Below are 23,205 nucleotides of genomic sequence, written 5' to 3'. Positions count from 1 at the left end.
TCTACATTTAAATTATTAACTTGATAAATTAGACTTTTTTTTATTTTTTTGTATAGCTTTTTAAATTTAAGTTCTTTTATAAGAATTAAAAAATTATTAATACTGTCTATTTTGAATTCTATTTCTTTATTAATTTCTATATTATTATTATTATTATTATTATTGTTGTTGTTGTCTAATATTTTTTTTTTAAATGTAACAATTTTTTCTAGAGTATTTAATTTTCTTATTCTTATAATTTTTTTTTGGTTTGAGTAATAGATGTCGGTTTTTATTTCTTCTTTAATAAACTTAAATTTTTTATTTGCTAGCTTAATAATTCTTTTTAACTCTTTTGGAGGAATAAATGCTTTTGATTCTATTTCAAACATATATTAAAAATAATGTAATTATGATAATATTTCAATGTTAAAATATTATGCTATATAAGATGAATTTTTAATAATTTAAACAACTTTTTGTATGATATGTTGAAATTTGAATTTAGCGACAGGTTTTTACTTTTTAGTTATTTCGTTTTAATTATGTTTGTAGGCTCTCTTTTGTTGATGTTGCCTATTTCTTGGGAAGGTGATGGCAGATTAGCATACATCGACGCTCTTTTTACTGCTGTTTCTGCTGTAAGTATTACGGGCCTTATAACGGTTAAAATGGAAGGCTTTTCTACTTTTGGATTTATTTTAATAATGTTATTAATCCAGCTTGGGGGACTTGGATTTATAAGTATTACCACTTTTTATTTGCTTATACCTAAAAAGAAAATGAATTTAACAGATGCAAGAATAATAAAGCAGTATTGCCTTTCAAATATAGAATATAATCCTATTAGAATTTTAAAAAGCATATTGTTTATAACTTTTTCAATTGAAATGATAGGTTTAATATTAATACTTATTTGTTTTAAACTTAGGGGGGTGAATATTTCATTTTTAGAGGCTTTATTTACGACAATTTCTGCTTTTTGTAATGCAGGCTTTTCCATGCATTCTGAGAGTATTTATGCATGGCGAGATGTTCCTGAAGCTATAGTTGTGGTCTCTATTTTAATAATTTGTGGTGGACTTGGGTTTATGGTCTATAGAGATGTAAAGAATACTATTAAGAACAAAAAAAAGCTATCGCTTCATGCCAAAATAGTTTTTTCTTTAAGTTTCTTTTTAATTATAATTGGTGCAATTTTATTTTTTTTTACAGAGATGCATAAATTAAAAGCTGGTTATTCAATGGGTACTTTAATATTTAATTCAATTTTTTATTCGATTAGTACCAGAACAGCTGGTTTTAATTATCTTGATAATTCTTTAATAAGTGGCAGAACTCAAATAATTTCTCTGCCATTCATGTTTATTGGTGGTGCACCCGGATCAACTGCGGGAGGTATTAAGATTACAACATTTTTTTTAATTGTATTAGCTGTTGTTAAAAATCAAAACGGCAATGGATATATTATTGGGTCTTACAAGGTTTCAATAGATAGTATAAGATTTGCGCTTTTATTTTTTGCAAGAGCTATTTTTATTTTAAGTTTTTCCTTTTTTATGCTTCTTTTTTTTGAGGGAGGATCTGGCAATTGGAAGGTTATTGATTTGGGTTATGAAGTATTTTCTGCTTTTGGAACAGTTGGTCTTTCGGTTGGAGTAACTCAGGATTTGTCATTTTTGGGGAAAGTCATTATAATTTTTACTATGTTTGCAGGACGAATAGGGCTTTTTTCAATGGCTGTTTTTGTTTCAAGAAGGTCGCGTTTTGAAGAATTCACAAGGCCAAGGCAAGATATTTTGGTTGGTTGAAGCACATGAAAACATTTGTTATTATTGGACTTAGTAATTTGGGAATTCACTTACTTGAAGATTTAAGTAAGCTTGATTGTCAAATTATTATTATAGATACATCTAAAGAGCTTATTGAAGAATATGATGTGATATCTACAGAAAGCTTTGTTGTTGAGCAATTTACTAAAAATGCTTTAAAAAGAATAATTCCAGTAGATACAGATGCGGTTGTTATTGACTTTGATGATGATCTTGGCAAAAGTGCTCTTGTTACTCACTATTGCAATCTTTTAGGTTTGAAAGAAATATGTGTTAAGACCGAAAATAGGGATGATGCTGAAATATTAAAAACCCTTGGCGCAACAAAAATTATATTTCCAAGTAAAGATGCTGCAAGAAGATTAACTCCATTATTAGTATCTCCGAATCTTTCAACTTATAATATTATTGGGTATGATATTATTGTTGCTGAAACTGTTATTCCCAAAGAATATGTTGGTAAAACTCTTTTTGAAGCCGATCTTAGAAGAGAATGTGGGATTACAGTTATTGCTGTTAGAAATTTAAGTAATTCTAGATATGAATTTGTTGATGGCGATTATTTTTTTTTAAAAGATGATAAAATTGTGATTTGTGGGAAACCAGATAGTATTGAAAATTTCACAAATAATAAAGATTTAATTAAAGATTTAATTTCAGGCTCTAAAGAAGATGAAAATTTAAATAAAGATACTGGGAAGAAATCGAGATTTTTAGGGATTTTTAATTTTATGAAAATTTTTCAAAAAGATCGTAAGGATAATTAGGATTTAAGAATGACTAAAATTATTCCTGTAGCAAGTGGTAAAGGTGGTGTTGGAAAAACATCTTTTGTTGCAAATGTTGGTTACAAGCTTTCTAGTTTAGGTAAAACTGTAATACTTGTTGACCTTGATCTTGGAGGTTCTAATCTACATACGTGTTTGGGAGTTAAAAATAAGGGTGTAGGCATTGGTTCTTTTATTAACAAAAAGAGTAAAAGTTTTTCAGATTTAGTATGTAAAACGCCGTATGATAAACTTTATCTTATTCCAGGTGATGCTCTTTATACGGGAACAGCTAATCTTCCTTTTTCTATTAAGAAAAAGATTATAGAATCCATTCAAAAAGATCTTATTGCCGATTTTATTTTTTTAGATTTGGGATCTGGAACTTCTTATAATACAATAGATTTCTATTTGGCGTCTTATAGTGGTGTAATTGTTACAATACCGGAAACTCCTTCCATACTTAATGCTTATTCTTTTTTAAAGAATGCGCTTTATCGTCTTTTGTATTTAGGATTTTCGCAAAAGAGCCCCGAACGGGAGTATATTAGTAATTTTTTTAAAGATAAGATTGAAGGCACAAACCTTGGATTTAAAGATTTGGTTGTTGGGATTGAGCTTATTTCTTTGAGTTCTTCTTTAAAAGTTAAGAGAATGATGAATAATTTTTATCCCAGAGTTGTGTTAAATAGAATAGAAACTAGTGAAGAGATTGCTATGTGTGAAAATTTGATTAATGTTGTTAAGAATAATATTAATATACCAATAGAGTTTATAGGTTTTGTACCTTTTGCAAAAAGTTTCAGAGAGGCTATTAATAATAGAGTGCCATTTATTGATTTTGAGAAAAATTCAAAGTTGAATAAATATTTTGAATTCATAGCTGGTAATCTAATTAAATCTCCTATTGAGGGGTCTCCATATATTTACGACGACATATACGATATGATTAAAGATCAAAGTCGATTTATTAGAAAATAATTAGGCTATAATTCTATAAAGGAGTATTTGGTGTATAGAATTAAAAATGAAAATTTAGATTTTAAAATAGATGGCTTGGGAGAATGCAAGCAAAACAATCCTTTGATTGATTTTTATGCTAGTGAGGGTTCTTCACATTTTGTTAATGAAAAAAATAAAATCAAGTTTAGTGTATATAGAAATGAGGACGAAGGAGATAGATATGAAGATGTTCTTTTAGAAAAAGCCGGTCCTAGAGAAAAAATTTATTTTGTGCCTAGACATGTTAAAGCTGCGATTACTACTTGTGGTGGACTTTGTCCTGGCTTTAACGATGTTATTCGTTCTATTGTTCGAACTTTATGGAAAATTTATGGGGTTCGCAATATTTATGGAGTAAAATTTGGATATCAAGGACTTCTTCCCGAATCAAATTCATCTTTTATTAATCTTAATCCAGATGTTGTTGATGATATTAATAAATTTGGAGGCACTATTCTTGGTTCTTCAAGAGGCAGTATTAAACCTGTAGAAATAGTTGATACTTTAGAGAGAATGAACATTAATATGATTTTTAACATTGGTGGGGATGGTACTCAAAAGGGATCTCTTCTTATTGCTGAGGAGATAGAAAAAAGAAATTTAAAGATATCAGTTGTGGGTATTCCTAAAACTGTAGACAATGATTTTATGTTTGTTCAAAAATCTTTTGGCTTTGAGACTGCTGTAGAGCAAGCTGTTGCAGCTGTTGCCGGTGCTCATTTTGAAGCTAATAGTGCTTATAATGGCATTGGGCTTGTTAAAGTTATGGGGCGGGATTCTGGCTTTATTGCTGCTCATACTGCGCTTTCTTCTAATGATGTTAATTTTTGTTTAATTCCGGAGCTTGATTTTGATATAGAAGGTCCTAATGGATTTCTTGTTCATCTTGAAAGACGACTTTTAGAGAAAGAAAGCTTAGAAGAGATTCCTCATGCAGTAATATTGATAGCAGAAGGAGCAGGTCAAAAATATTTTGACCATTTTCCTAAAAAGAAAGACGATTCTGGGAATTTGCTTTATGAAGATATTGGGCTTTATATTAAAGATAAAATTACAGAATATTTTAAGGCAAAAAATATACAATTTACTCTTAAATACATTGATCCTAGCTATATTATTAGAAGTTCACCGGCTAATGCTAGTGATTCGCTCTATTGTGCTAGGCTTGGGTCGAATGCTGTGCATGCTGCAATGGCTGGTAAGACAAAAATGTTGATTAGTTTGTGGAGTACAAAATTTGTTCATATACCTATTAAGATGGCAGTAATTGATAGGAATAAGGTTAATCCAAATGGTTCTTTTTGGAGAGATGTTCTTTCAAGTACAGGGCAACCAATTAGCATGAAGAATTAAATTAAATTAAATTAATTCTTTCTATTTGGCAGCATTTCCAGCAATATTTAATATATCCCAAGTTCTTGAGAAGGGTGGAGAATATGAGAAATCCATCATCCCTAGCTCCTTTGTTGTGAGTTTTGAATAGATTGCAATTGCTAAGGCATGAATTCTTATTACGGCTCCATTTTTTCCTATTGCTTGTGCTCCAAGGATTATTTTGGTATTTTCCTCATAAATTAATTTAATATAAAGATCTTCTTGGCCTGGATAATAATTCGTATGATTTTTATCTTTTACAAAAATCGTTTTATATTTTATTTGGAGCTTTTTTGCATCTTTTTCTGTAAGTCCTGTTCTTGCAGCTTCTAAAGATAGTATTTTAATTGAAGCTGAGCCCAACGTGCCTTTAAATGCTACATGATTTCCAGCTAAATTTTCGCCAACTATTTTTCCAAGTTTGTTGGCTGTTGTTGCCAGGGGTATGTATTCATTTTTTTTACTTACTATATTATAAATAGTTGCACAATCTCCTGCAGAAAAAATATTTTTTATGCTAGTTTCACCATATTCATTTACAATTATTGCTCCATTTTCAGTAGTTTTAAGCTGATTTTCTAAAAATTCAGTAGCAGGCTTTATCCCGGTAGCAAGTATAACAGCGTCAGCTTGATAAGTATTTTTGTTTGTTACTACTCCTTCTACCTTTTTTTCTCCTATTAAACTTTTTACAAACTCATTTGTATGAAGATTAATTCCCTTTTTTATTAGTTCTTCTTCCATTATTGTAATTATTTCTTCGTCAAAGGAATCTATGAGTATGTGCTTGTCTAGTTGAATTAATCTTACATTTTTTCTTTTATTTTTTGCTGCTTCTACCATTTCAATTCCAATGTATCCAGCACCAATTATCACTATATTTTTAATCTCTTCTTCATCCATTAAATTTTTTATTTTTTGACCGTCCTCTAAATTTCTTAGCGTATGAAAATTTTTTAGATTGATATTATTGATTGGTGGTATAATAGGTTTTGCACCAGTTGCTATCATGAGTTGATCGTAAGTATTGTTAAAAATGGTTCCTGTTTTTTGATTTTTTATTACAATTGTATTGCTTTTTGCATCTACTTTGATAACTTCGTGGTTAGTTTTAATAGAGATTCCGGTTTTTTCGAATTCTTCTTTTGTTCTTGAGATCATTGTATTTGGGTTGTCAAAAAATCCTCCCACAAAGTAGGGCAGGCCACAGGTTCCAAAAGATACAATATTTGTTTTTTCATATATAGTAATGTCTAGCTTTTTGTTTAGGCGGTTTGCTTTAGCTGCGGCACTAGTTCCTGCTGATGTGCTTCCAATAATTATTATTTTCATCATTGTTTTCCTATTTATTTGCTTATGAGCTCTTTTTGGTTGTATATATTGTGGTTGAATTGTTTGAGCTGTTTGGCAGATATAACGCCTGCAAGCATTGAGCCGCCCACATTAACGGCCGTTCTTCCCATATCAATTAAAGGCTCAACAGATATTACAAGTCCAACCAATCCTACTGGAAAGTTCATTGCTGAGAGCACCATTAGCGAGGCTGTTGTTGCACCTCCGCCAGCTCCAGCAGCTCCAAATGAAGTTATTATTATTAATCCAATAAGTGTGAGTATAAATGAAATATCTGTAGGGTTTATTCCTTGAGTTGGTGCTATCATTATCGCAAGCATAGCTGGGTGTAGTGCTGCACAACCATTTTGTCCAATTGATGTTCCAAAGGAGCTTGATAAATTTGCTATTCCTTCGCTTACTCCCAGATTTTTAGTTTGAATTTCTATATTAATAGGTATGGTGGCAGCACTCGATCTAGATATGAATGCAAATGATAGTGCTGGAAATATTTTTTTTATAAAAGTAATTGGATTTAATTTATTTATTGCAATTAATGTCATATGCATAAGAAATGTAAGACCTATGGCAATGTAGGAAGCAATTACAAATTCCCCAAGCTTTATTATGCTTTTGATTTCGCTGGTTGCTGTAATTTTTGTCATTAAAGCTAATATAGCATAAGGTGTTAGTTTTAAAATTAAAGTTACTACACCCAATATTATATCTTGAAGCGTTAATATTATTTTTTTAAAAAATTCTACTGATTCTGGCTTTTTGATAGATGTTTTAAGGGCGGCTATTCCTATGATAGCTGAAAATATCACAACTCCGATGGTTGAGTTTTTTCTAAGTCCTGCGAGATCTTCAAATATATTTTGTGGAATAAGATCTGTGATTTTTTTTGTGATTGGTGTTTGCTTTAATATTTCAAGGCCTTTTTGCAATTTTTCACTTTGTAAAATTTCGCTAGTTCCTGCTTGTAGTCCTTCGGCTGTTAATCCTAATGCTAAAGCAGTGAAAATGCCAATTATGGCAGCAATACCTGCTGTAAATACTAGTGTTAATATTACAAGTAAGCTCATTTTTCCAACATCTTTACTGTTGGTTGATTTTATTATTGCAGATATTATTGATGTTATTATTAAGGGGATTATAATCATTTTAAGGAGCCTTACGTATCCATCGCCCAAAATACTTATCCAATTTATAGTTTCGTTTGTTATTTCTGAATTTGTTCCATAAAAACATTGAATAGTCATTCCAAATACTATTCCGATTGCTAACGATATAAACACTCTTTTTGTAAAAGAAACATTTTTTCTTTTACAAAAATAAATTATGCCTATTAGAATAAGCATAATCATAATATTAATTAATGTATATAATATACTTATCTTGTCCATTATTCCCTCTTATATAAGTTTAGTGCATTCTTTTTTAAACTTAAGGTGATATATTCAAAGATTAATTAATCTTGTTTTAATAAAATTTTTTTAGAATAAGATTCTATTACTTCATCTTCAAATGTGTTATTTTTTAAAATTTGGTTTGCAATAATTTTTCCTAGTTGAACTCCTTCTTGGTCGAATGAGTTTATATTTAATAGAAATCCCTCAAACATTACTTTATTCTCATAATGGGAGAGTATTGCTCCTATTGCATAAGGTGTTAATTCTTTTGAATATATTAGTGCAGAAGGCCTTTCGCCTTGAAAATTTTTATTTTTGTTACTATTTTCTTTGCCTTTTGAAAATGCTATTATTTGGGCTATTAGATTTGCTTTTAATTTATCATTGCTTGAGCTGTTATCAGTTATTGTATCTTCTTTAAGTTGTGTTTCATTGAAACCTATGAAATCCATTGGAACTATATCTGTTCCTTGGTGAAGCATTTGAAAGAATGAGTGTTGAACATCTGTTCCAATGCCCCCCCAAATTATTCTTACAGTTTTATAGTTTATTGTTTCGTTAAATCTATTTACACTTTTCCCATTACTTTCCATTTCAAGTTGTTGTAAATGAAGATAAAAATTTTCCATTGCTTTAGAATAAGCAATGATGCAGTTGCTATTGTAGTTGAGAACATTTCTTTCATATATGCTAATTAGTGCTGCTAAGAGAGATGCATTTTCTTTTATGTTTTTGTTTAATGATTTTTTGTCAGCTCCGCTAGCCCCTTTTATAATTTCTTTTGCAATTTTTTCTGTGAAGCAAAGAGTAAGTAATGTAAGTCCAACTGCTGATGTTGGAGAAAATCTTCCACCTATTGAGTCATGCATAAAGAAATATTCAAGATATCCTTTTTCCTCTAGTGCTAACATACTATCTTTTAATGTTATAATTACCATTTGTTTTTTATATTCTTTTATGCCATTTAATTTTAATTTGTTTATTAAGAATTGCATATTAGCTTTGGTTTCTAATGTATTTCCACTTTTTGAGACAATAATAAAAAGCGTTTCATCAACATTAATGCTGCTTAATACTTCTTCTGATTCGTCTGTATCAATGTTTGAAATAAAATAACCATTCATTATAGCTAGATTGTGTTTTTTTGCATAATTTTTTATTGAGCTATAAAGAGCTTTTGGCCCCAGGCTAGACCCACCAATTCCTATTTGAACTACGTTTTTAAACTTTTTACCATTTGAGCTTTTAATGTTGCCAGAATGAATTTGCTTTGCAAAATTATATATTTTTTCAAGTTCTGATTGGAAAAACTCTCTCATATTTTCTTTATTGTCTTCTATTACGTCCTTACCAATTTGTCCTCTTGTAAGGTGATGCAAGACTTTTCTATTTTCACTAATATTGATTTTTTCTCCATTAAGCACTTCTTTATATTTTTCTATTAAATTTGCTTCATCGCTTAAATTTTGAAATATTTTAAGGTGGGTTTCATTAATTTGCTTTGAAGCATAGTTATAATGTACACTATCTCCTTCTATTGTAATGTCATATTCTTTTATTCTTTTTCCAGTTAATGCCGTTTTGAGCACTTCTGGAGCAATTCCTTCAAGGATTTTAAAATTTTCAAGTTCATCAAGATTTTTGTAATTTAACATAAACACACACCCCTTTATTATGGTTTAAATTTTTCTATTTTTTCTTTTACACATGTTTTTAATTTTTAAGATAATAAATTTGAAAAATCTTATTATTATATTGCTTTCAGAATAAATTTTTAAGTAAGCTTCTCCTGTGTTTGCCTCGCTTCTTGTAAATGATTTTCTAACATTATTCTCATCAAGTTCAATTTCAAGTAAAGTTTTTTTGTTTTCAATTGAGATTACCTTTACCTCAACTTCTTTGCAACCTATTTCTTTTAAAGCTTGATATCTTCTAAGTCCTGCTATCAAGTTTTTATTTTTATCTATTATTATTGGATAAATTAATCCATGTTTTATAATACTGTTTTTAAGAGTTTCAATGTCTCCTATATTTTTTCTAATTCTTTTTTTTATTTTTATTTGATCGATATCTATTAACATATTGTTTTAATCCAATTGGATATCTTCTCCGTTGACGTCTTTATTGTTAATTTTCTCATTTTTATTGTTTTTTGAATTTAATTCTTTTGTGTTTTGTGTTTCTGTGTTTGTTTCATTAATAATGACTTCGTCTTTAATTTCTTTGTTGTTTTCAATAGGCATTTCTCGGTTATTATTGTTATTTATTGGCTCTTGTTGTGAGTTTTTATTTTCTATTTCACTTAAGGGTTCTTTGATGTTCATTTCTATTTCATCTTCATTTTGATTTTCTTCATTATTATTAGTGCTTTCAAGATCATTGTTACTGTTGTTATTGTTAATACTTTCAAGATCATTGTTATTGTTGTTATTGTTAATACTTTCAAGATCATTGTTATTATTATTGCTATTGTTGTTAAAGCTTTCAAGATTATTATCAAGATATTCAAATTCAGGAGTGTCAAAATTTATTTCATCGTTATTATTAATCTCATCAATTCCATATATGTTAAATTCTATTGTATTTTTAAATTCTTGTTTATTTTCGTAATATTTTGATTTTTCAACTGGTTGGGTGCCAGAAATAAATAGCTCATTTATTATTTTCTCATCAGCAATTTCTTCTGGTAGTAGGCCAGTTTCTGCTTGTACAGGGATACTAATTATTCCTGCAGGCTTTACAAAAACTTTTTTGGGCAAGTTTTTGTGATATTCTGCCATGAATTCTCCCCAACTAGGCCCTGCCAATCCTGTTCCTGTTCCAGATGTTCCCAGTGAATATCCTTTTTTGTCAAATCCAACCCAAAATGCTGTTGTTATATAAGGAGAATATCCTATTGCCCATCCGTCTGCCCAATTTTGTGTTGTTCCCGATTTTCCAGCAATGTCTGATTTAAAATTTTTGAGATTTGTATATCTTTGATTTACTAAGGTTCCGTATTGAATTGTTGATTTCATCATATCTGTGATGATATAAGCGGTTTGAGGAGACACTATTTGGGTTTGATGTTCCTTGCTTTTTATTTTAGCCAATATGTTTGCTTCTTCATTTGTTATTATTCTTCCAGCCCTGTCTTCAATGTATCTTATCCCATAAGGTTCGATTTCGTTACCACTATTTCCTAAAATTGCAAAGGCTCTTGCCATTTGGATTGGAGAAACCGATATTATGCCCAGTGCTAATGGATAAACTTTTGGAAACGTTTTTTCTATTTCTTTTGGATCTGTTATTCCTAGTAGTTTTGAAGAGTAGCTAATTGCAGAGTCAAAACCTATCCTGTCTAGTATTCTTAATGCTGGAATATTTAAGGACAAAGCTAATGCTTGGCGTGTTAAAACGTTGCCCCTCCATTTGCCACCATAATTTCCTGGAGCATAAACTTCTCCGTTTTTATTTAGAAATGCTACCGGAGAGTCTGAAAACATTGTGGCAGCTGTTATTTTTTTTAGATCAATTGCGGCTGCAAAATATAATGCTTTGAATGCACTTCCAGGCTGGACTTTTGCTTGTGTAGCTCGATTAAATTCATTGTCTTTAGTATGTCCACTTCCCCCAACCATAGCTCTTATTGCTCCGCTCGTTGTATCTATTGCTATCATTGCTCCTTCAGGCTGTGCAATTAGTTTTGGTGTTAATTTGTTTTTGATAATATATTCTTTTGTTGCCTTATCTATTTTATCAATTCCAAGTATAGCTCCAAAGCTTGCAATTAGATCAATATTGTCTTCGTAAAATTTTCTTTTTCTTAGTTTTTTATATTGCCTTCCATTTATTCTTAAATTTTTAATTCCTAATAAATCTGATATTGCATCTACTACAGGGACAATTTCTGAATTAATAATTATTGTTTCAGATGATCTATTTGAATTGTGCATTGTTCTTGCTTTATTAATCATATCGTTTGTGACTTTATCTGCATATTTTTGTGCCTCAAGATCAAGGGTTGAATATATTGAGTATCCATCTTTATATATGTTTGCACCATCTGGTAAATATTTTAGTATTTTTTGCCTTATATATTCAGAAAAATAAGGAGCTTGGTCTTTTTTGTTTGAAATTGCAGATGTGTCAGCCATTCTAGTCCAATCATAATTTTGCCAGTATTCATTAAATTCTTTTTCAGCAATTTCAGCCTTGACTATTCCATTTGATACAACTTGGTTTAAAACAGCGCGCTGTATTTTTTTTGAAAATTCTGGATTGTAAAGAGGTGAATAAAGTTTTGCGTTTGGAAGCTGAATTATCATCATTACAGATTCTGCTGTATTGATTTTATTTACACTTTTGCCAAAAAAGAATTTTGATGCTGCAACTATTCCATAGTTTCCGTTTCCAAAGTAAACTTTATTAAGGTACTTCTCTAGTATTTCGTATTTTGAGAGTTTTTTTTCAAGTTGAATTGCCCACCATATTTCATGTAATTTCCTCAAAATTGATCTTCTTGCTTGATTTGTGTAGAGGAGCTTTGCAAGTTGTTGGGTTAATGTGCTGCCGCCTGAAAAATATCTGCCAAGAACAATATTAAATGCAGCTCTAAATATTCCTATCAAGGAAAAACCTCGATGAGAAAAAAACCCAATATCTTCTCGTATTAAAAGCGTATTAATTAGATTGTCAGGCATTTTTCTCAAAGGCATTAATTCTCTATTCTCATCAGATATAAATTGAGTTATTTGTTTTCCATTAATATCTAAAAGTCTTGAAGGAACTGCTGGATTTACATATCCAAAATTTTTATCTTTTTGTATGTTTATAGTTTTAGATACTGCTAATGAGAGTGTAATAATAGAAAAGCTAACTGCAAAATATGTTAAATAAATAAGCAGCTTATGCATATTTATTTTTTTCAAATTGGGGCTATTTAATTTCATACTTTTTACTAAAGTATACTATAAGTGCATAAGAATTAATAATATTATAGATTGATTGTTATAGTGTAAAATTATTGTTATAATCTTACACTATGTAAACAGCGTTTTTAAGTTTTATTAATTAAAAGATGTTGTTAGGAGTGGGTAATGGCATGTTTTTGATTTTAATGAGTAGATTTATTGTTTGTTGATTAAGCTTTGTATAGTGTTTTTATATTCAAAAAAGGAGAAAGGAGAGGTTTATGCTTTTGTCTAGAAAAATAAGAGATTATGGGGCTAAGTATAGGGGCAAAGAGATTAAAATGAGTACAGAGATAAATAGTTTTTTAAATCTTTGCAATACTATTGAGATGAGAGTAGGCTCTTATACCGTTTTTGGAGTAATTTATTCTATTTCTATGGATTCTCTTAAGCTTATCTTTCAAGAAGATACAGTATTGCCTGCTTTGGCTAAAAATAAAAATTTAGGCTCTATTCAACTTAAAAAGAAATCAGATTCTAAGAGTAGTGTGGCTTTTTTTCCCTTTTTGTCTGTGAAGCTATTGAGTGCTTCTGCTTATTCTTCTTTGAATAAGGAATACAATTTATTAACATTAGAATTTTTATCTCCTGTTCCAGAAGAGATTGCTATTAAAGTTGGAAAGCTTCTTGATTTAAAACTTGGGCAAAATCAGAGAATTCATGAGAGGATTATTATCGATAAAGATTCTATTAGAAAGCTAAAAATTGATTCTGATAAAGCTTTTATCAAGTTTAATGGAGCAAAACATAAATGCTTAATAAAAGATTTATCTTATGGAGGCGCTTTAGTAATTTCTTCTTTTGATTATGGGGATGTTGAGGAAGATGCAATTGATTTGATTTTTAGTTTTGAATTTATGGATGAAGAAATTTTTATTGAAGGTAAATCAAAAAGCTTAAGCGTTATTCAGACGCCTAGTGGAAAGGTTTTTGCGCTTGGTATTGCTTTTGATGAAGACAAAATACCACTTGAGTATACTATGTTAATCCACGATTATTTCAATTAATCAGAAGATTGAAATTTTTATTATGTAATTATGCTAAAATTTGCTTGAAATACTTAACCTTAAGTTTTATTGGCTGTATTTGCTGGTTTTGTTAAGGTTGGAGAGGAGAGGTGTACTGTGTCTTTAGACTTTTGATTTTATTATTGTTTTATTAATAATAATTATTCCTTTTTGAATTTTTTAAATAACAATTTAGCATCATTTTTTGTTAATAAATCTATTTGAACTGGCTTTTTTGATTCTATTGTTTATTGAGTATCCAAGCTCTTCGTCTTTTAAGAATTCACTAAGTATTTGTTTGTAGTTGTTTTCAGAATTTACCAGTTCTTTGTAAAGATTTTGTGCATATTCTTCAAGGGTGTTAAATACTGTAATATTTTTTTTATCCCAAAAAGAATTAAATAAATAGGATTTTAGAGTAGCTTTCGTGATAAGTATTTTTGTATCTTTGTTTAAATATCTTCTTATGTTATCTTTACTTTTAAATAAATAGACGGGAATTTTTGGCTTATAATGTTCTATTATGTTTCCGGGTGATTTTTCCAGTTCTATTCTTGTTTCTGCATAATTTACTTTATATTTTCCTTGAAGTTCATTTTCTATCATTTTTTTTGTTATTGCACCCGGTCTTAATATCAGCACGTTGTCTTTTAGGTCAAATCCAATCACAGTTGATTCGATTCCAATATTAAAGTCTTTGCTCTCTTCTGTTTTTATTATTCCCCTTACAAGCCCATTTAATTCTTTTAAGGCCATTTCGAAATTTGTTGAGCTTGGTCTTTTTGATATATTTGCAGACGGTGCTACTATGGGGACTTTGGATGCTTTTATTAGGCTTAAAGCTGTTTTATTTGCAGGAATTCTTATTGCCACTGTGTCTAGATTTCCACTTACAAATCTAGATATTTTTATTGATTTTTTAAGAACATAAGTTAAAGGGCCTGGACTAAATTTTTTTATTAGTATGAAAGCACTTTTGGGAATATATTCTGATAATTCTTTTATTTTTTTAACAGTATCAACGTGTACTATTAAAGGATTATTAATAGGTCGTTTTTTTACTAAAAAAATCATTTTTACAGCATCCTCATTGTAAGCATTTGCTCCAATTCCGTAAACTGTTTCTGTTGGGAATACAACAAGCTCTCCTATTTTGATAAATTTTGCTGCTTTTTGTATTTGACTGTTGCTAATTATTTCTGTTGATATCATTTTTTAGACTTTTTTCTTTTTATAATTAAATCAAAAAAAATGTAAATAAGCAATTTGTAAGCCCAATTGTTTGTTGAAATATGTTTTTATATTATAATAAACATTATGAGAAATTTAATTTATGCCATCTTAAGAGATAAGAAAAACCTTGTTTTTCTCTTTGTATTTTTTTTTATTGCTTCTCATTTAAATTCTGCCACAGTAGGCCTTGCTTCATGGTATGGCGAAGCTTTCCACGGTAAAACCACTGCTAATGGCGAAAAATTTGATATGATGGCTCTTACGGCTGCTCATAAAGAATTGCCTTTTAATACTACCGTAAGGGTTACAAATCTTTTAAATAATAGATCAGTTGTTGTAAGAATTAATGATAGAGGTCCTTTTAGAAAGGATAGAATAATCGATTTGTCAAAACATGCCGCTGAGAAGCTTGATTTTTTAGGAATAGGGGTTGCTCCTGTAAAAATTGAAATAATTAAAAGTGTAAATGAAAAAAGACCTTCTGTATCAAAATCTAGTGACTTTAAAAAAACATTTAATAATATTCCTGAGATTAAAGAAGAAAAGAAAACTAATAAATCAGACGAAAATGTTTCTGTTGAAAATAAATCTTCGAATTTATTGGCAGATTATTTAGTTTCTACTGACAAAGAAACAGATTTTTACATACAAGTTGGATCTTATAAAAAAAAAGATTATGCTGATAGGGCTTATCAAATATTAAAAAAAGCGGGTCTTTTTGTTGTAGTAAATTCTCACGGGCCGTTTTATACCGTTTTTATTCCTACTAATGCTGATGATGTTCAAAGAAATATAGAGCTTATTAAATCTGCTGGATATAAAGATACTTTAATAAGAAAAACCAAGGTTCCAGGCGAGAGCCTTATTATGGATTGATTTTTTAAATTATTTTTTATTAAAATTATTTATTAACTTTTTAAAATTTTATAATTATGTCCTTTATTGCCAGTTCTTTTGTGATATTTTTTTATTTTAAAAATTGCAGTTTTATTTTTAGAAATCTAAATTTATTAAGCGATTGTTTTACTTTGCTTAAAATTTGTATTTTATTATTATATAGTTATTTTATGAAGTTTTTATTTGATATTTCTCTTCCAATTATGATTTTGGCTCCAATGGAGGACGTTACCGATACTGTTTTTAGAAATTTAATTCATTTAATAGGATCTGAAGAAGGAGAACCCGATATTTATTTTACTAAGTTTGTTTCTACAAAAGGGATTTTGAATAGATCAAAACAATCTATTCAAAATACTTTCTTAAAACTCAATGAACTTAATAGGTCTTTAATTGCTCAAATTTGGGGCAATGTCCCCGAACAATTTTATAGAGCAATAGAAATATTGGGGGGCAAGAGGTTTTGGGGAATTGATATTAATATGGGGTGTCCTAAGAGTAAGATAATTAAAAAAGGAGGTTGTTCAGCTTTAATTAATAATAAATCTTTGATTAAAGAAATAATTCTTGCAAGCAAAGAAGCGTGTGCGAGATTTAATTTGCCTCTTAGTGTTAAGACCGGGCACGGATTTTCATATCCAGAAGTTGATGATTGGCTGGGGTTTTTGTTAGGCCTTAAAATTGATATGTTAACGGTTTATCCAAGACTTGCTATTAATCAGAGCAAAGGTTCTGTTAATTTTGATATTTTTTATGAACTTGTTAAATTACGAAATAATCTTAGTCCTTCTACTCTGATTATTGGCAATGGAGATGTTTTGAGTCTTAAGGACGCTAGATATTATGTTGATAAATATTTAATTGATGGGATTATGTTTGGTCGTGGAATTTTTGATAATTTGAATTTATTTAAACCCTCTTCAAAGCACTTTTTAGATAGTAATTTAAATTTTAGGTTAAATATATTAAAATTCCATATAAAGGATTTTCATGCTACTTGGGGACTTGAAAAAGATTTTAATAAACTTAAAAAATATTTTAAGATATATTTTACTGAGAAAGAAAGACAGAGTAAATATTTTTCAAATCTTATAAATTCAAAAACTTATGAAGAGCTTTTTGAAAATTTAAAAGTTATTGAAATGGTAGGAGATTTTTAAAACGATGAATTGTAAACCTCTTGAAAAATATGATCCCAAGGCATTTGAAGACGAAATTTACACTAAGTGGCTTAAAAATAATGTTTTTTTGCCAAATAATTCTTTATTTGAAAAATTTATTATGGTTGCGCCCCCTCCTAATGTTACTGGCGTGTTGCACATGGGGCATGCTCTTAATTTTGTTTTACAAGATGTTCTTGTAAGGTATAAAAGAATGAAAAGACACAATACTTTGTGGCTTTTTGGTACAGATCATGCAGGAATAGCAACTCAGTCTGTTTTTGAAAGACATCTTAAAAAGATTGGTAAAAGCAAGGATGATTTTGCAAGAGAAGAGCTTGTTAGAGAAATTTTTAAATTAAAAGATAGGCATAGGGGTATGATTGTCAATCAGATAAATAAACTTGGAGCATCTTATGATCATTCAAGAGAAAGATTTACCCTTGATGAGAATCTTTGTAGAGCTGTTAACAGGGTTTTTAAGGACTTATATTCTAAGGGGTTGATTTATAGGGGCGAGTATCTTGTTAATCTTGATCCTGGATCTGGGAGTGTTGTTAGCGATGAAGAGATTGAATACAAAGAAGTTGATGGCAAGCTTTATTTTGTTAAGTACTTTATTGATAATTCTTCTTTTATTGAGGTTGCAACAACTCGGCCTGAGACAATGTTTGGGGATACTGCCATTGCTGTTAATCCTAATGATGAGAGATATAAGTCTTTGGTTGGCAAAGAAGTTACAATTCCTTTGACAACTAAAAAGATAAAAATTATTGCAGATTTTTATGTTGACAGTGCTTTTGGCACTGGAGCTTTAAAAGTTACTCCCGCGCATGATCCTAATGATTTTGAAATTTCAAAAAGGCATAATATTTCTAAGGTCAATATTTTAACTCAAGATGGAAAACTTAATAAAAATGTTCCTTTGCAATACCAAGGATTAAGCGTGAAGGATGCAAGATTTAAAATTGAGACAGAATTAATGGAAAAAGGTTTTTTGCAAGATGTCAAAAAGCACAGACAACAGGTTGGGCATTGTTATCGCTCAGGTGAGGTTGTTGAACCTTATTTGTCTACTCAGTGGTTTGTGAGAATGAAGCCTTTTGCAGACAAAGCTTTAAAGGCTTTAGAGAATGGAGAGTTAAGATTTTATCCTAAAAAGTGGGAAAATACATATAAACATTGGCTTTCAAATATTAGAGATTGGTGTATATCAAGACAACTTGTTTGGGGGCATAGAATACCGGTTTGGTACGATGTTGATACGTCTGATCTTGTTGTTAGTGATACTGATCCTTCTTTAGATGAAAAGAATATGGGCAAGAGGTTTATTCAAGATCCAGATGTTCTTGATACTTGGTTTTCTTCTTGGCTATGGCCTTTTTCTTCGCTTGGATGGCCCGATTTTACTGTTGATTTTAAAAATTATTATCCAACAAATACCTTAATAACAGCTTACGATATAATATTTTTTTGGGTTGCAAGAATGGTGATGGCAGGATTAGAATTTACAGGACAAGTTCCTTTCAAAGATGTTTATATTACGCCTCTTTTGCGGGACAAACAAGGCAAAAAAATGTCAAAGTCCCTGGGCAATGGAATAGATCCCCTTGATATTATTAATGAGTATGGAAGTGATTCTTTGCGGTTTACTTTATCCTTTTTGTCTGTTCAAGGTCAAGATTTAAATATTGATGCTAAAGATTTTATGTTTGGAGCTAAGTTTGCAAACAAAGTTTTTAATGCTTCCAAATTTATTCTTTTAAATTTTAAAAATAGAGAAATATTAAATGATTTAAAATTTAACAACATTGACAAATGGCTGCTTACAAGCTTAAATTCGACCATTTTTGGTGTAGAGTCTTCTTTTGCAAATTATAAATATAATGAAGCTTCAAAATTTGTTTATGAGTTTTTTTGGAATGATTTTTGTGATTGGTATATTGAAATTAGCAAAATTGATTTAAATAATGAAAATATTGATACTCAAAATATGGCTATTTCTAAATTGTTATTTTTTCTTAAAAAAGCATTATTAATTTTACATCCGTTTATTCCTTTTGTTACAGAAAAAATTTATTCTGAATTTTCAGAAAAGGAAGATATTTTAGCTTTAAATGAATATCCAAGTTTTGATATTGCCAATAATTTTCAAGAAGAATTTGAAAGTTTTAAAGTATTGAAAACTTTCATTATAGCTATTAGAACACTTAAGAGCGAATTTAATATACCTGCTAGTGTTGAAATTGATGTTGTTTTGAAGTTTGATGCTGATTTTAAATATGAGGCATATTTTAAGGCCAATGAAAGTATTGTAAAAAGAATGATTAATTTTAAAAACATATTTTACAATGAAAATTGTGATGGCATGCTTGGTATAGCTGCAGTTGGTTTTGAAATTTATGCAGATGTTAAGTCATTGATAGATAAAACTAAAGAGTTAATAAGGCTTGAAAAGCAGCTTGAAAAGTATAAAATGCTCAATATTTCTGTTTCAAAGAAACTTGAAAATAAAAATTTTTTAATGAATGCACCTAAGGAAATTATTGAATCTGAAAAATTAAAATTTGTAGAATTTTCTTCTTTAATTAATAAAATAAATAGTTATATTATTAATTTGAAAAATCTGTAAAAAGATTGAAAAATTATTATGTAATGAAATTAGTGTGGTTAACTTTTAAATAAGATGCTATTAGAAATAGCATCTTGAATCTTTAATTATCATTTAATATTTGAGAAGATAAGAAGTTTGAGTCTTGTAGTTTCATAAAGCTTTTTGTTATTGTTGATACATCTTCTTCTTTAATGTAGATTGATGGAAACCTTTTTCTTTGATCAAATATAAAATCGAAATCAATAATTAAATAAATTTGATTACTTTTTCGAGTTACACTTAGCTTTAATTCAAAATCATCGTCGTCTTTGTATCGTTTATAAGGATTTTCTTTAATCATTTTTGTCTCTAATAATATGATTTCATTTTCTTTAATGTTTTTTGGCCTGCTATCAAATAATATTAAACTTTTGATTATATTGCTAGTATTTAAAAGATTGAAAAAGCTGAAATTCCTTCTATATCCTTTTTCTTTTAGGATAAGCTTAACTTCTGAATCGTGATCTTTAATGTGTGTTCCGTTATGTTCAATTTCAATAATGCCTTCAAGGCTTGCATTATTTAGAACTTCGGAATATTTTTCTTTTTTTATTAGTATATCTTGTATAAAGAACAAATCTTTGATTGTTTCTTTTGCAAAAACATAATTATTGGATATCAAAAGGATTAATACCGTAACGAGTATTTTTCTTGTCATTAAAATTCTCCTTGTGCCATTGATAATATATTATACTTGGCGGAAATTTTTTGTAATGTATATTAAAAGTAAATTATTAATTTTTTTGGGCCTTTATCATATGTCTTTTATTTCCAAATCCTTTTTCTATGTGAATGTATTTGAAATTGGCAAATTTTAGGCCATCTTTTGCAATTCTTGCAGAGGAAAATGTTGAAAGCCTGCATTCTGTGCTGCTTTTCTCAGAAATTAAATTGAATATTTCGTTGCTCCACATTTCAGGATTCTTTTTAGGATTAAATCCATCTAAAAACCAGTATTCTACATTTTTTGGAATTTCTTTGATTTTTATTTTAGCATCTCCAATTAAAATTTTTAAATTTACATTTTCTATTATTTTTAGTTTTAAATTTTTTTTTGGAATTTTAGGGTAATGTTTTAACATTAATTTAAAATAAGCAGTTTCTTTAACGAAGAACTTTGAAATTTGCATTATTGTTTTTTTTTCAAGCGGATATTTTTCTATAGAATAATAATTAATTTTTGAGGTTATGTTGTTTTCTTTTATGAATTTTAAAAGACACACAAAGTTTAATCCTGTTCCAAATCCCAACTCTGCTATTAAAAGATTTTTTTTGGTTTTTAATTCTAAATCTAGATTACATCCTTTAATGAATGTATAAAAACTCTCTTCAATTCCATGCTTTGGATTGTAATAGATATCATCGAATTTGCTTGAATATATGGTTTTCTCTTTAAAAATTGGCTTTTTCATTTAATTTTATCTTTTCAAGCTTACAGAATTCTGTAAGCTTGAAATTTTTAATTTGATTGATCAGAATAATAAGTTTTTGTATATAAATTTTTAATTTTTTATAAAAAATTAAAGCTAAGTAGCTAAACTTAGCTTTTTATTCTTCTATTATTGCAACTATTTCTTTTGCTTTTAGTATCAAATGTTCTTTATTCTCGATTTTTACAGCAGCTCCTGCATATTTTTCATAAAGCACAGTATCACCAACTTTTACAGTGATTTCTTCTTTGTTAGAACCAACAGCTATAACTGTTCCAATATTTGTTTTTTCTTTTGCATTTTCTGGTATGTAAAGTCCTGAGATTGTTTTACTCTCAGCTTCTTTGATTTTTATTAAAACTCTATCAGCTAATGGCTTAATATTTTTCATTTCAAACATCTCCTTATGTAATAATATTAAATATACGAAAAAATTGAGAGTTGAGTCAATATATTTATATGGTGCTTGAAAATTAAATTAATTTTCAAGATAATTTTGTTATTAGAATATCAATTTAGGCAGGGTAATGGTTTGATAACTGTAAGTAATTTGGAAGTTGCATTTGGAGAGAGAGTTTTATTTAAAGATGTAAATATTAAATTTTCTCCCGGAAATTGCTATGGAATAATTGGTGCTAATGGGGCAGGAAAAAGCACTTTTTTAAAAGTATTAGGGGGAATGATTGAGGCTAATAAGGGTGAAATATCTATTCCTAAAAATCAAAGATTAGCAGCTCTTGAACAAGATCAATTTGCTTATGATGGATATAAGGTTGTCGATACTGTTATTATGGGACATAAAAGACTTTATTCTGTCCAAAAAGAAAAAGATGAAATTTATAGTAAACTTGATTTTACTGATGAGGATGGGATTAGAGCTGGAGAACTTGAAGCAGAATTTTCAGAGCTTGGGGGATACGAGGCTGAATCTGATGCAGCAGTTCTTCTTAAGGGCCTTGGAATAGATGAGGCAATTCATAATAATTTAATGGGTGATGTTGAAGGGGCTTTAAAAGTTAGAGTTCTATTAGCTCAAGCACTTTTTGGTGATCCTGATATATTGCTTCTTGATGAGCCTACCAATAACCTTGATCTACAATCTATTAAATGGTTAGAAGAGTTTTTAATTAATTTTGAAAATACAGTTATTGTTGTATCTCACGATAGACATTTTTTAAATCAAGTTTGTACCCATATTGTTGACATTGATTATGGCAAAATTCAAGTGTACCTTGGAAATTATGACTTTTGGTATGAAACAAGCCAGATTTTAAACAAGCAACTTAAAGATGCTAAAAAGCGATCTGAAGATAAAATTGCTGAACTTAAGACATTTATTCAAAGATTTTCTAGCAATGCATCTAAATCTAGACAAGCAACATCAAGGAAAAAGTTGATTGAAAAAATAAGAGTTGAAGATTTAAAACCTTCTTCAAGGAAGTTTCCTTATGTTAATTTTAAAAGCGAAAGAGAACTTGGCAAAAATGTTCTTACAATTAAAAATTTAATAAAAGAATTTGAAGGGAATTTAATTTTAAATAAATTTAGCATTATTGTTGAACCCCAGCAAAAGATTGTTTTTTTGGGAAATCCTATGTTTGCAACCTTTTTGTTTGATATTATTACAAATGAAGATAGAAATTATAAGGGTCATTATGAGTGGGGATCTACTGTTAATTTTTCATATTTCAATAAAGATAATGGAAAATACTTTGATTTAGATTTAAATTTAGTCGATTGGTTGCGTCAGTATTCAAAAGAACAAGATGAAACTTATATTAGAGGATTTTTAGGTCGAATGCTTTTTAGTCAAGATGAAGCTTTAAAAAAGGTAAATGTTCTCTCAGGAGGAGAAAAAGTAAGATGCATGCTTGCTAAGGCTATGCTTAGTGGAGCTAATGTTTTAATACTAGATCAACCTACAAATCATTTAGATCTTGAGGCAATTACATCTTTAAATGCCGGGCTTAAAGAGTTTAAAGGGGTTGTTCTTTTTACATCACATGATCATCAATTTATAGACACTGTTGCCAATAGGATCATCGAGTTTACTCCGAACGGGATAATTGATCGATATATGACTTTTTCTGAGTATATTGATGATGCTAAGATTAGGGATCTGAGAAATAATCTTTATGGCAGTAATGCTGGCTTTAGGCTTTAGTAGTGGTTTTT

The 23,205-nt window shown here is 29.2% G+C and carries 19 protein-coding genes; 9 read left to right on the top strand and 10 right to left on the bottom strand.

What is annotated here, in order from left to right; genetic code table 11:
* Positions 1-371, bottom strand: a 371-nt coding sequence (cyaB, locus tag LRB30_RS03620; RefSeq protein ID WP_231019487.1) for a class IV adenylate cyclase, incomplete at its 3' end; no start/stop codon positions are given.
* Between the two features lie 96 nt (positions 372-467).
* On the opposite strand from cyaB, the gene LRB30_RS03615 reads away from it, so the two are divergent.
* Genes LRB30_RS03615 through LRB30_RS03600 form a run of 4 tightly spaced genes read left to right on the top strand, consistent with a single transcriptional unit; the run spans position 468 to position 4,933 of the window.
* On the top strand, positions 468-1,790 hold the full coding sequence (locus tag LRB30_RS03615) for a TrkH family potassium uptake protein (RefSeq protein WP_231014006.1): 1,323 nt from the start codon (positions 468-470) through the stop codon (positions 1,788-1,790).
* A gap of 5 nt (positions 1,791-1,795) precedes the next feature.
* The gene (locus LRB30_RS03610; RefSeq protein WP_231014005.1) at positions 1,796-2,578 is read left to right on the top strand and encodes a potassium channel family protein; all 783 of its coding nucleotides are present in this window, start codon (positions 1,796-1,798) and stop codon (positions 2,576-2,578) included.
* A 9-nt stretch (positions 2,579-2,587) separates the two neighbouring features.
* Positions 2,588-3,559, top strand: coding sequence for a MinD/ParA family protein (locus tag LRB30_RS03605; RefSeq protein WP_231014004.1), 972 nt, complete (start codon positions 2,588-2,590; stop codon positions 3,557-3,559).
* Between the two features lie 30 nt (positions 3,560-3,589).
* Positions 3,590-4,933, top strand: coding sequence for an ATP-dependent 6-phosphofructokinase (locus tag LRB30_RS03600; RefSeq protein ID WP_231014003.1), 1,344 nt, complete (start codon positions 3,590-3,592; stop codon positions 4,931-4,933).
* A 21-nt stretch (positions 4,934-4,954) separates the two neighbouring features.
* On the opposite strand, the gene LRB30_RS03595 is transcribed toward LRB30_RS03600, so the two are convergent.
* The 5 genes from LRB30_RS03595 to LRB30_RS03575 form a co-directional block, all read right to left on the bottom strand.
* Positions 4,955-6,286, bottom strand: coding sequence for a CoA-disulfide reductase (locus LRB30_RS03595; protein ID WP_231014002.1), 1,332 nt, complete (start codon positions 6,284-6,286; stop codon positions 4,955-4,957).
* Positions 6,287-6,300: 14 nt separating this feature from the next.
* Positions 6,301-7,692 carry an L-cystine transporter gene (locus tag LRB30_RS03590; protein ID WP_231014001.1) on the bottom strand — a complete coding sequence of 464 codons (1,392 nt, stop codon included), beginning with the start codon at positions 7,690-7,692 and terminating at the stop codon, positions 6,301-6,303.
* Positions 7,693-7,757: 65 nt separating this feature from the next.
* Complete coding sequence (locus LRB30_RS03585) at positions 7,758-9,353, bottom strand: glucose-6-phosphate isomerase (protein ID WP_231014000.1); 1,596 nt, start codon at positions 9,351-9,353, stop codon at positions 7,758-7,760.
* A 24-nt stretch (positions 9,354-9,377) separates the two neighbouring features.
* Complete coding sequence (locus LRB30_RS03580) at positions 9,378-9,779, bottom strand: ParB N-terminal domain-containing protein (protein ID WP_231013999.1); 402 nt, start codon at positions 9,777-9,779, stop codon at positions 9,378-9,380.
* Between the two features lie 6 nt (positions 9,780-9,785).
* A complete protein-coding gene (locus tag LRB30_RS03575) occupies positions 9,786-12,629 on the bottom strand; it encodes a penicillin-binding protein 1A (protein WP_231019480.1) in 2,844 nt (947 codons plus the stop codon).
* A gap of 242 nt (positions 12,630-12,871) precedes the next feature.
* Between LRB30_RS03575 and plzA the strand changes: the two genes are divergently transcribed.
* Entirely contained in the window at positions 12,872-13,657 is a 786-nt protein-coding gene (gene plzA, locus LRB30_RS03570; protein WP_231013997.1) for a c-di-GMP-binding receptor PlzA, read from the top strand.
* A 198-nt stretch (positions 13,658-13,855) separates the two neighbouring features.
* Here the strand turns inward: plzA and LRB30_RS03565 are convergent, their stop codons facing one another.
* Entirely contained in the window at positions 13,856-14,869 is a 1,014-nt protein-coding gene (locus LRB30_RS03565; protein ID WP_231019468.1) for an L-threonylcarbamoyladenylate synthase, read from the bottom strand.
* Positions 14,870-14,974: 105 nt separating this feature from the next.
* Between LRB30_RS03565 and LRB30_RS03560 the strand changes: the two genes are divergently transcribed.
* From LRB30_RS03560 to valS, 3 genes are all read left to right on the top strand, one after another.
* Positions 14,975-15,766: a septal ring lytic transglycosylase RlpA family protein gene (locus tag LRB30_RS03560; protein ID WP_231019461.1), complete on the top strand. Its 792-nt coding sequence runs from the start codon at positions 14,975-14,977 to the stop codon at positions 15,764-15,766.
* Between the two features lie 191 nt (positions 15,767-15,957).
* On the top strand, positions 15,958-16,947 hold the full coding sequence (locus LRB30_RS03555) for a tRNA-dihydrouridine synthase family protein (protein ID WP_231019434.1): 990 nt from the start codon (positions 15,958-15,960) through the stop codon (positions 16,945-16,947).
* A gap of 4 nt (positions 16,948-16,951) precedes the next feature.
* Complete coding sequence (gene valS / locus LRB30_RS03550; protein ID WP_231014662.1) at positions 16,952-19,579, top strand: valine--tRNA ligase; 2,628 nt, start codon at positions 16,952-16,954, stop codon at positions 19,577-19,579.
* Positions 19,580-19,661: 82 nt separating this feature from the next.
* Here the strand turns inward: valS and LRB30_RS03545 are convergent, their stop codons facing one another.
* From LRB30_RS03545 to groES, 3 genes are all read right to left on the bottom strand, one after another.
* Entirely contained in the window at positions 19,662-20,258 is a 597-nt protein-coding gene (locus LRB30_RS03545; protein ID WP_231019421.1) for a hypothetical protein, read from the bottom strand.
* 76 nt (positions 20,259-20,334) lie between these two features.
* A complete protein-coding gene (mnmD, locus tag LRB30_RS03540) occupies positions 20,335-21,012 on the bottom strand; it encodes a tRNA (5-methylaminomethyl-2-thiouridine)(34)-methyltransferase MnmD (RefSeq protein ID WP_231014139.1) in 678 nt (225 codons plus the stop codon).
* A 136-nt stretch (positions 21,013-21,148) separates the two neighbouring features.
* Positions 21,149-21,421, bottom strand: a complete 273-nt coding sequence (groES, locus tag LRB30_RS03535) for a co-chaperone GroES (protein WP_002557327.1) — start codon at positions 21,419-21,421, stop codon at positions 21,149-21,151.
* A gap of 141 nt (positions 21,422-21,562) precedes the next feature.
* On the opposite strand from groES, the gene LRB30_RS03530 reads away from it, so the two are divergent.
* Complete coding sequence (locus LRB30_RS03530) at positions 21,563-23,194, top strand: ABC-F family ATP-binding cassette domain-containing protein (RefSeq protein ID WP_231014140.1); 1,632 nt, start codon at positions 21,563-21,565, stop codon at positions 23,192-23,194.
* Positions 23,195-23,205 lie beyond the last annotated feature (11 nt).

The organism is Borreliella americana (assembly GCF_021043605.1).
GTDB lineage: Bacteria > Spirochaetota > Spirochaetia > Borreliales > Borreliaceae > Borreliella > Borreliella americana.
Note: the sequence above shows the minus strand (reverse complement) of the source record. Positions and strands in the feature narration are given on the sequence as shown.

What these genes read in the sequence shown, in the direction of transcription:
- LRB30_RS03545 (WP_231019421.1), bottom strand. Translation starts at nt 20,258, where the DNA reads ATGACAAGAAAAATACTCGTTACGGTATTAATCCTTTTGATATCCAAT.
- LRB30_RS03575 (WP_231019480.1), bottom strand. Translation starts at nt 12,629, where the DNA reads ATGAAATTAAATAGCCCCAATTTGAAAAAAATAAATATGCATAAGCTG.
- LRB30_RS03560 (WP_231019461.1), top strand. Translation starts at nt 14,975, where the DNA reads ATGAGAAATTTAATTTATGCCATCTTAAGAGATAAGAAAAACCTTGTT.
- LRB30_RS03615 (WP_231014006.1), top strand. Translation starts at nt 468, where the DNA reads ATGTTGAAATTTGAATTTAGCGACAGGTTTTTACTTTTTAGTTATTTC.
- LRB30_RS03610 (WP_231014005.1), top strand. Translation starts at nt 1,796, where the DNA reads ATGAAAACATTTGTTATTATTGGACTTAGTAATTTGGGAATTCACTTA.
- valS (WP_231014662.1), top strand. Translation starts at nt 16,952, where the DNA reads ATGAATTGTAAACCTCTTGAAAAATATGATCCCAAGGCATTTGAAGAC.
- mnmD (WP_231014139.1), bottom strand. Translation starts at nt 21,012, where the DNA reads ATGAAAAAGCCAATTTTTAAAGAGAAAACCATATATTCAAGCAAATTC.
- LRB30_RS03595 (WP_231014002.1), bottom strand. Translation starts at nt 6,286, where the DNA reads ATGAAAATAATAATTATTGGAAGCACATCAGCAGGAACTAGTGCCGCA.
- LRB30_RS03590 (WP_231014001.1), bottom strand. Translation starts at nt 7,692, where the DNA reads ATGGACAAGATAAGTATATTATATACATTAATTAATATTATGATTATG.
- LRB30_RS03580 (WP_231013999.1), bottom strand. Translation starts at nt 9,779, where the DNA reads ATGTTAATAGATATCGATCAAATAAAAATAAAAAAAAGAATTAGAAAA.
- LRB30_RS03565 (WP_231019468.1), bottom strand. Translation starts at nt 14,869, where the DNA reads ATGATATCAACAGAAATAATTAGCAACAGTCAAATACAAAAAGCAGCA.
- plzA (WP_231013997.1), top strand. Translation starts at nt 12,872, where the DNA reads ATGCTTTTGTCTAGAAAAATAAGAGATTATGGGGCTAAGTATAGGGGC.
- groES (WP_002557327.1), bottom strand. Translation starts at nt 21,421, where the DNA reads ATGAAAAATATTAAGCCATTAGCTGATAGAGTTTTAATAAAAATCAAA.
- LRB30_RS03555 (WP_231019434.1), top strand. Translation starts at nt 15,958, where the DNA reads ATGAAGTTTTTATTTGATATTTCTCTTCCAATTATGATTTTGGCTCCA.
- LRB30_RS03605 (WP_231014004.1), top strand. Translation starts at nt 2,588, where the DNA reads ATGACTAAAATTATTCCTGTAGCAAGTGGTAAAGGTGGTGTTGGAAAA.
- LRB30_RS03585 (WP_231014000.1), bottom strand. Translation starts at nt 9,353, where the DNA reads ATGTTAAATTACAAAAATCTTGATGAACTTGAAAATTTTAAAATCCTT.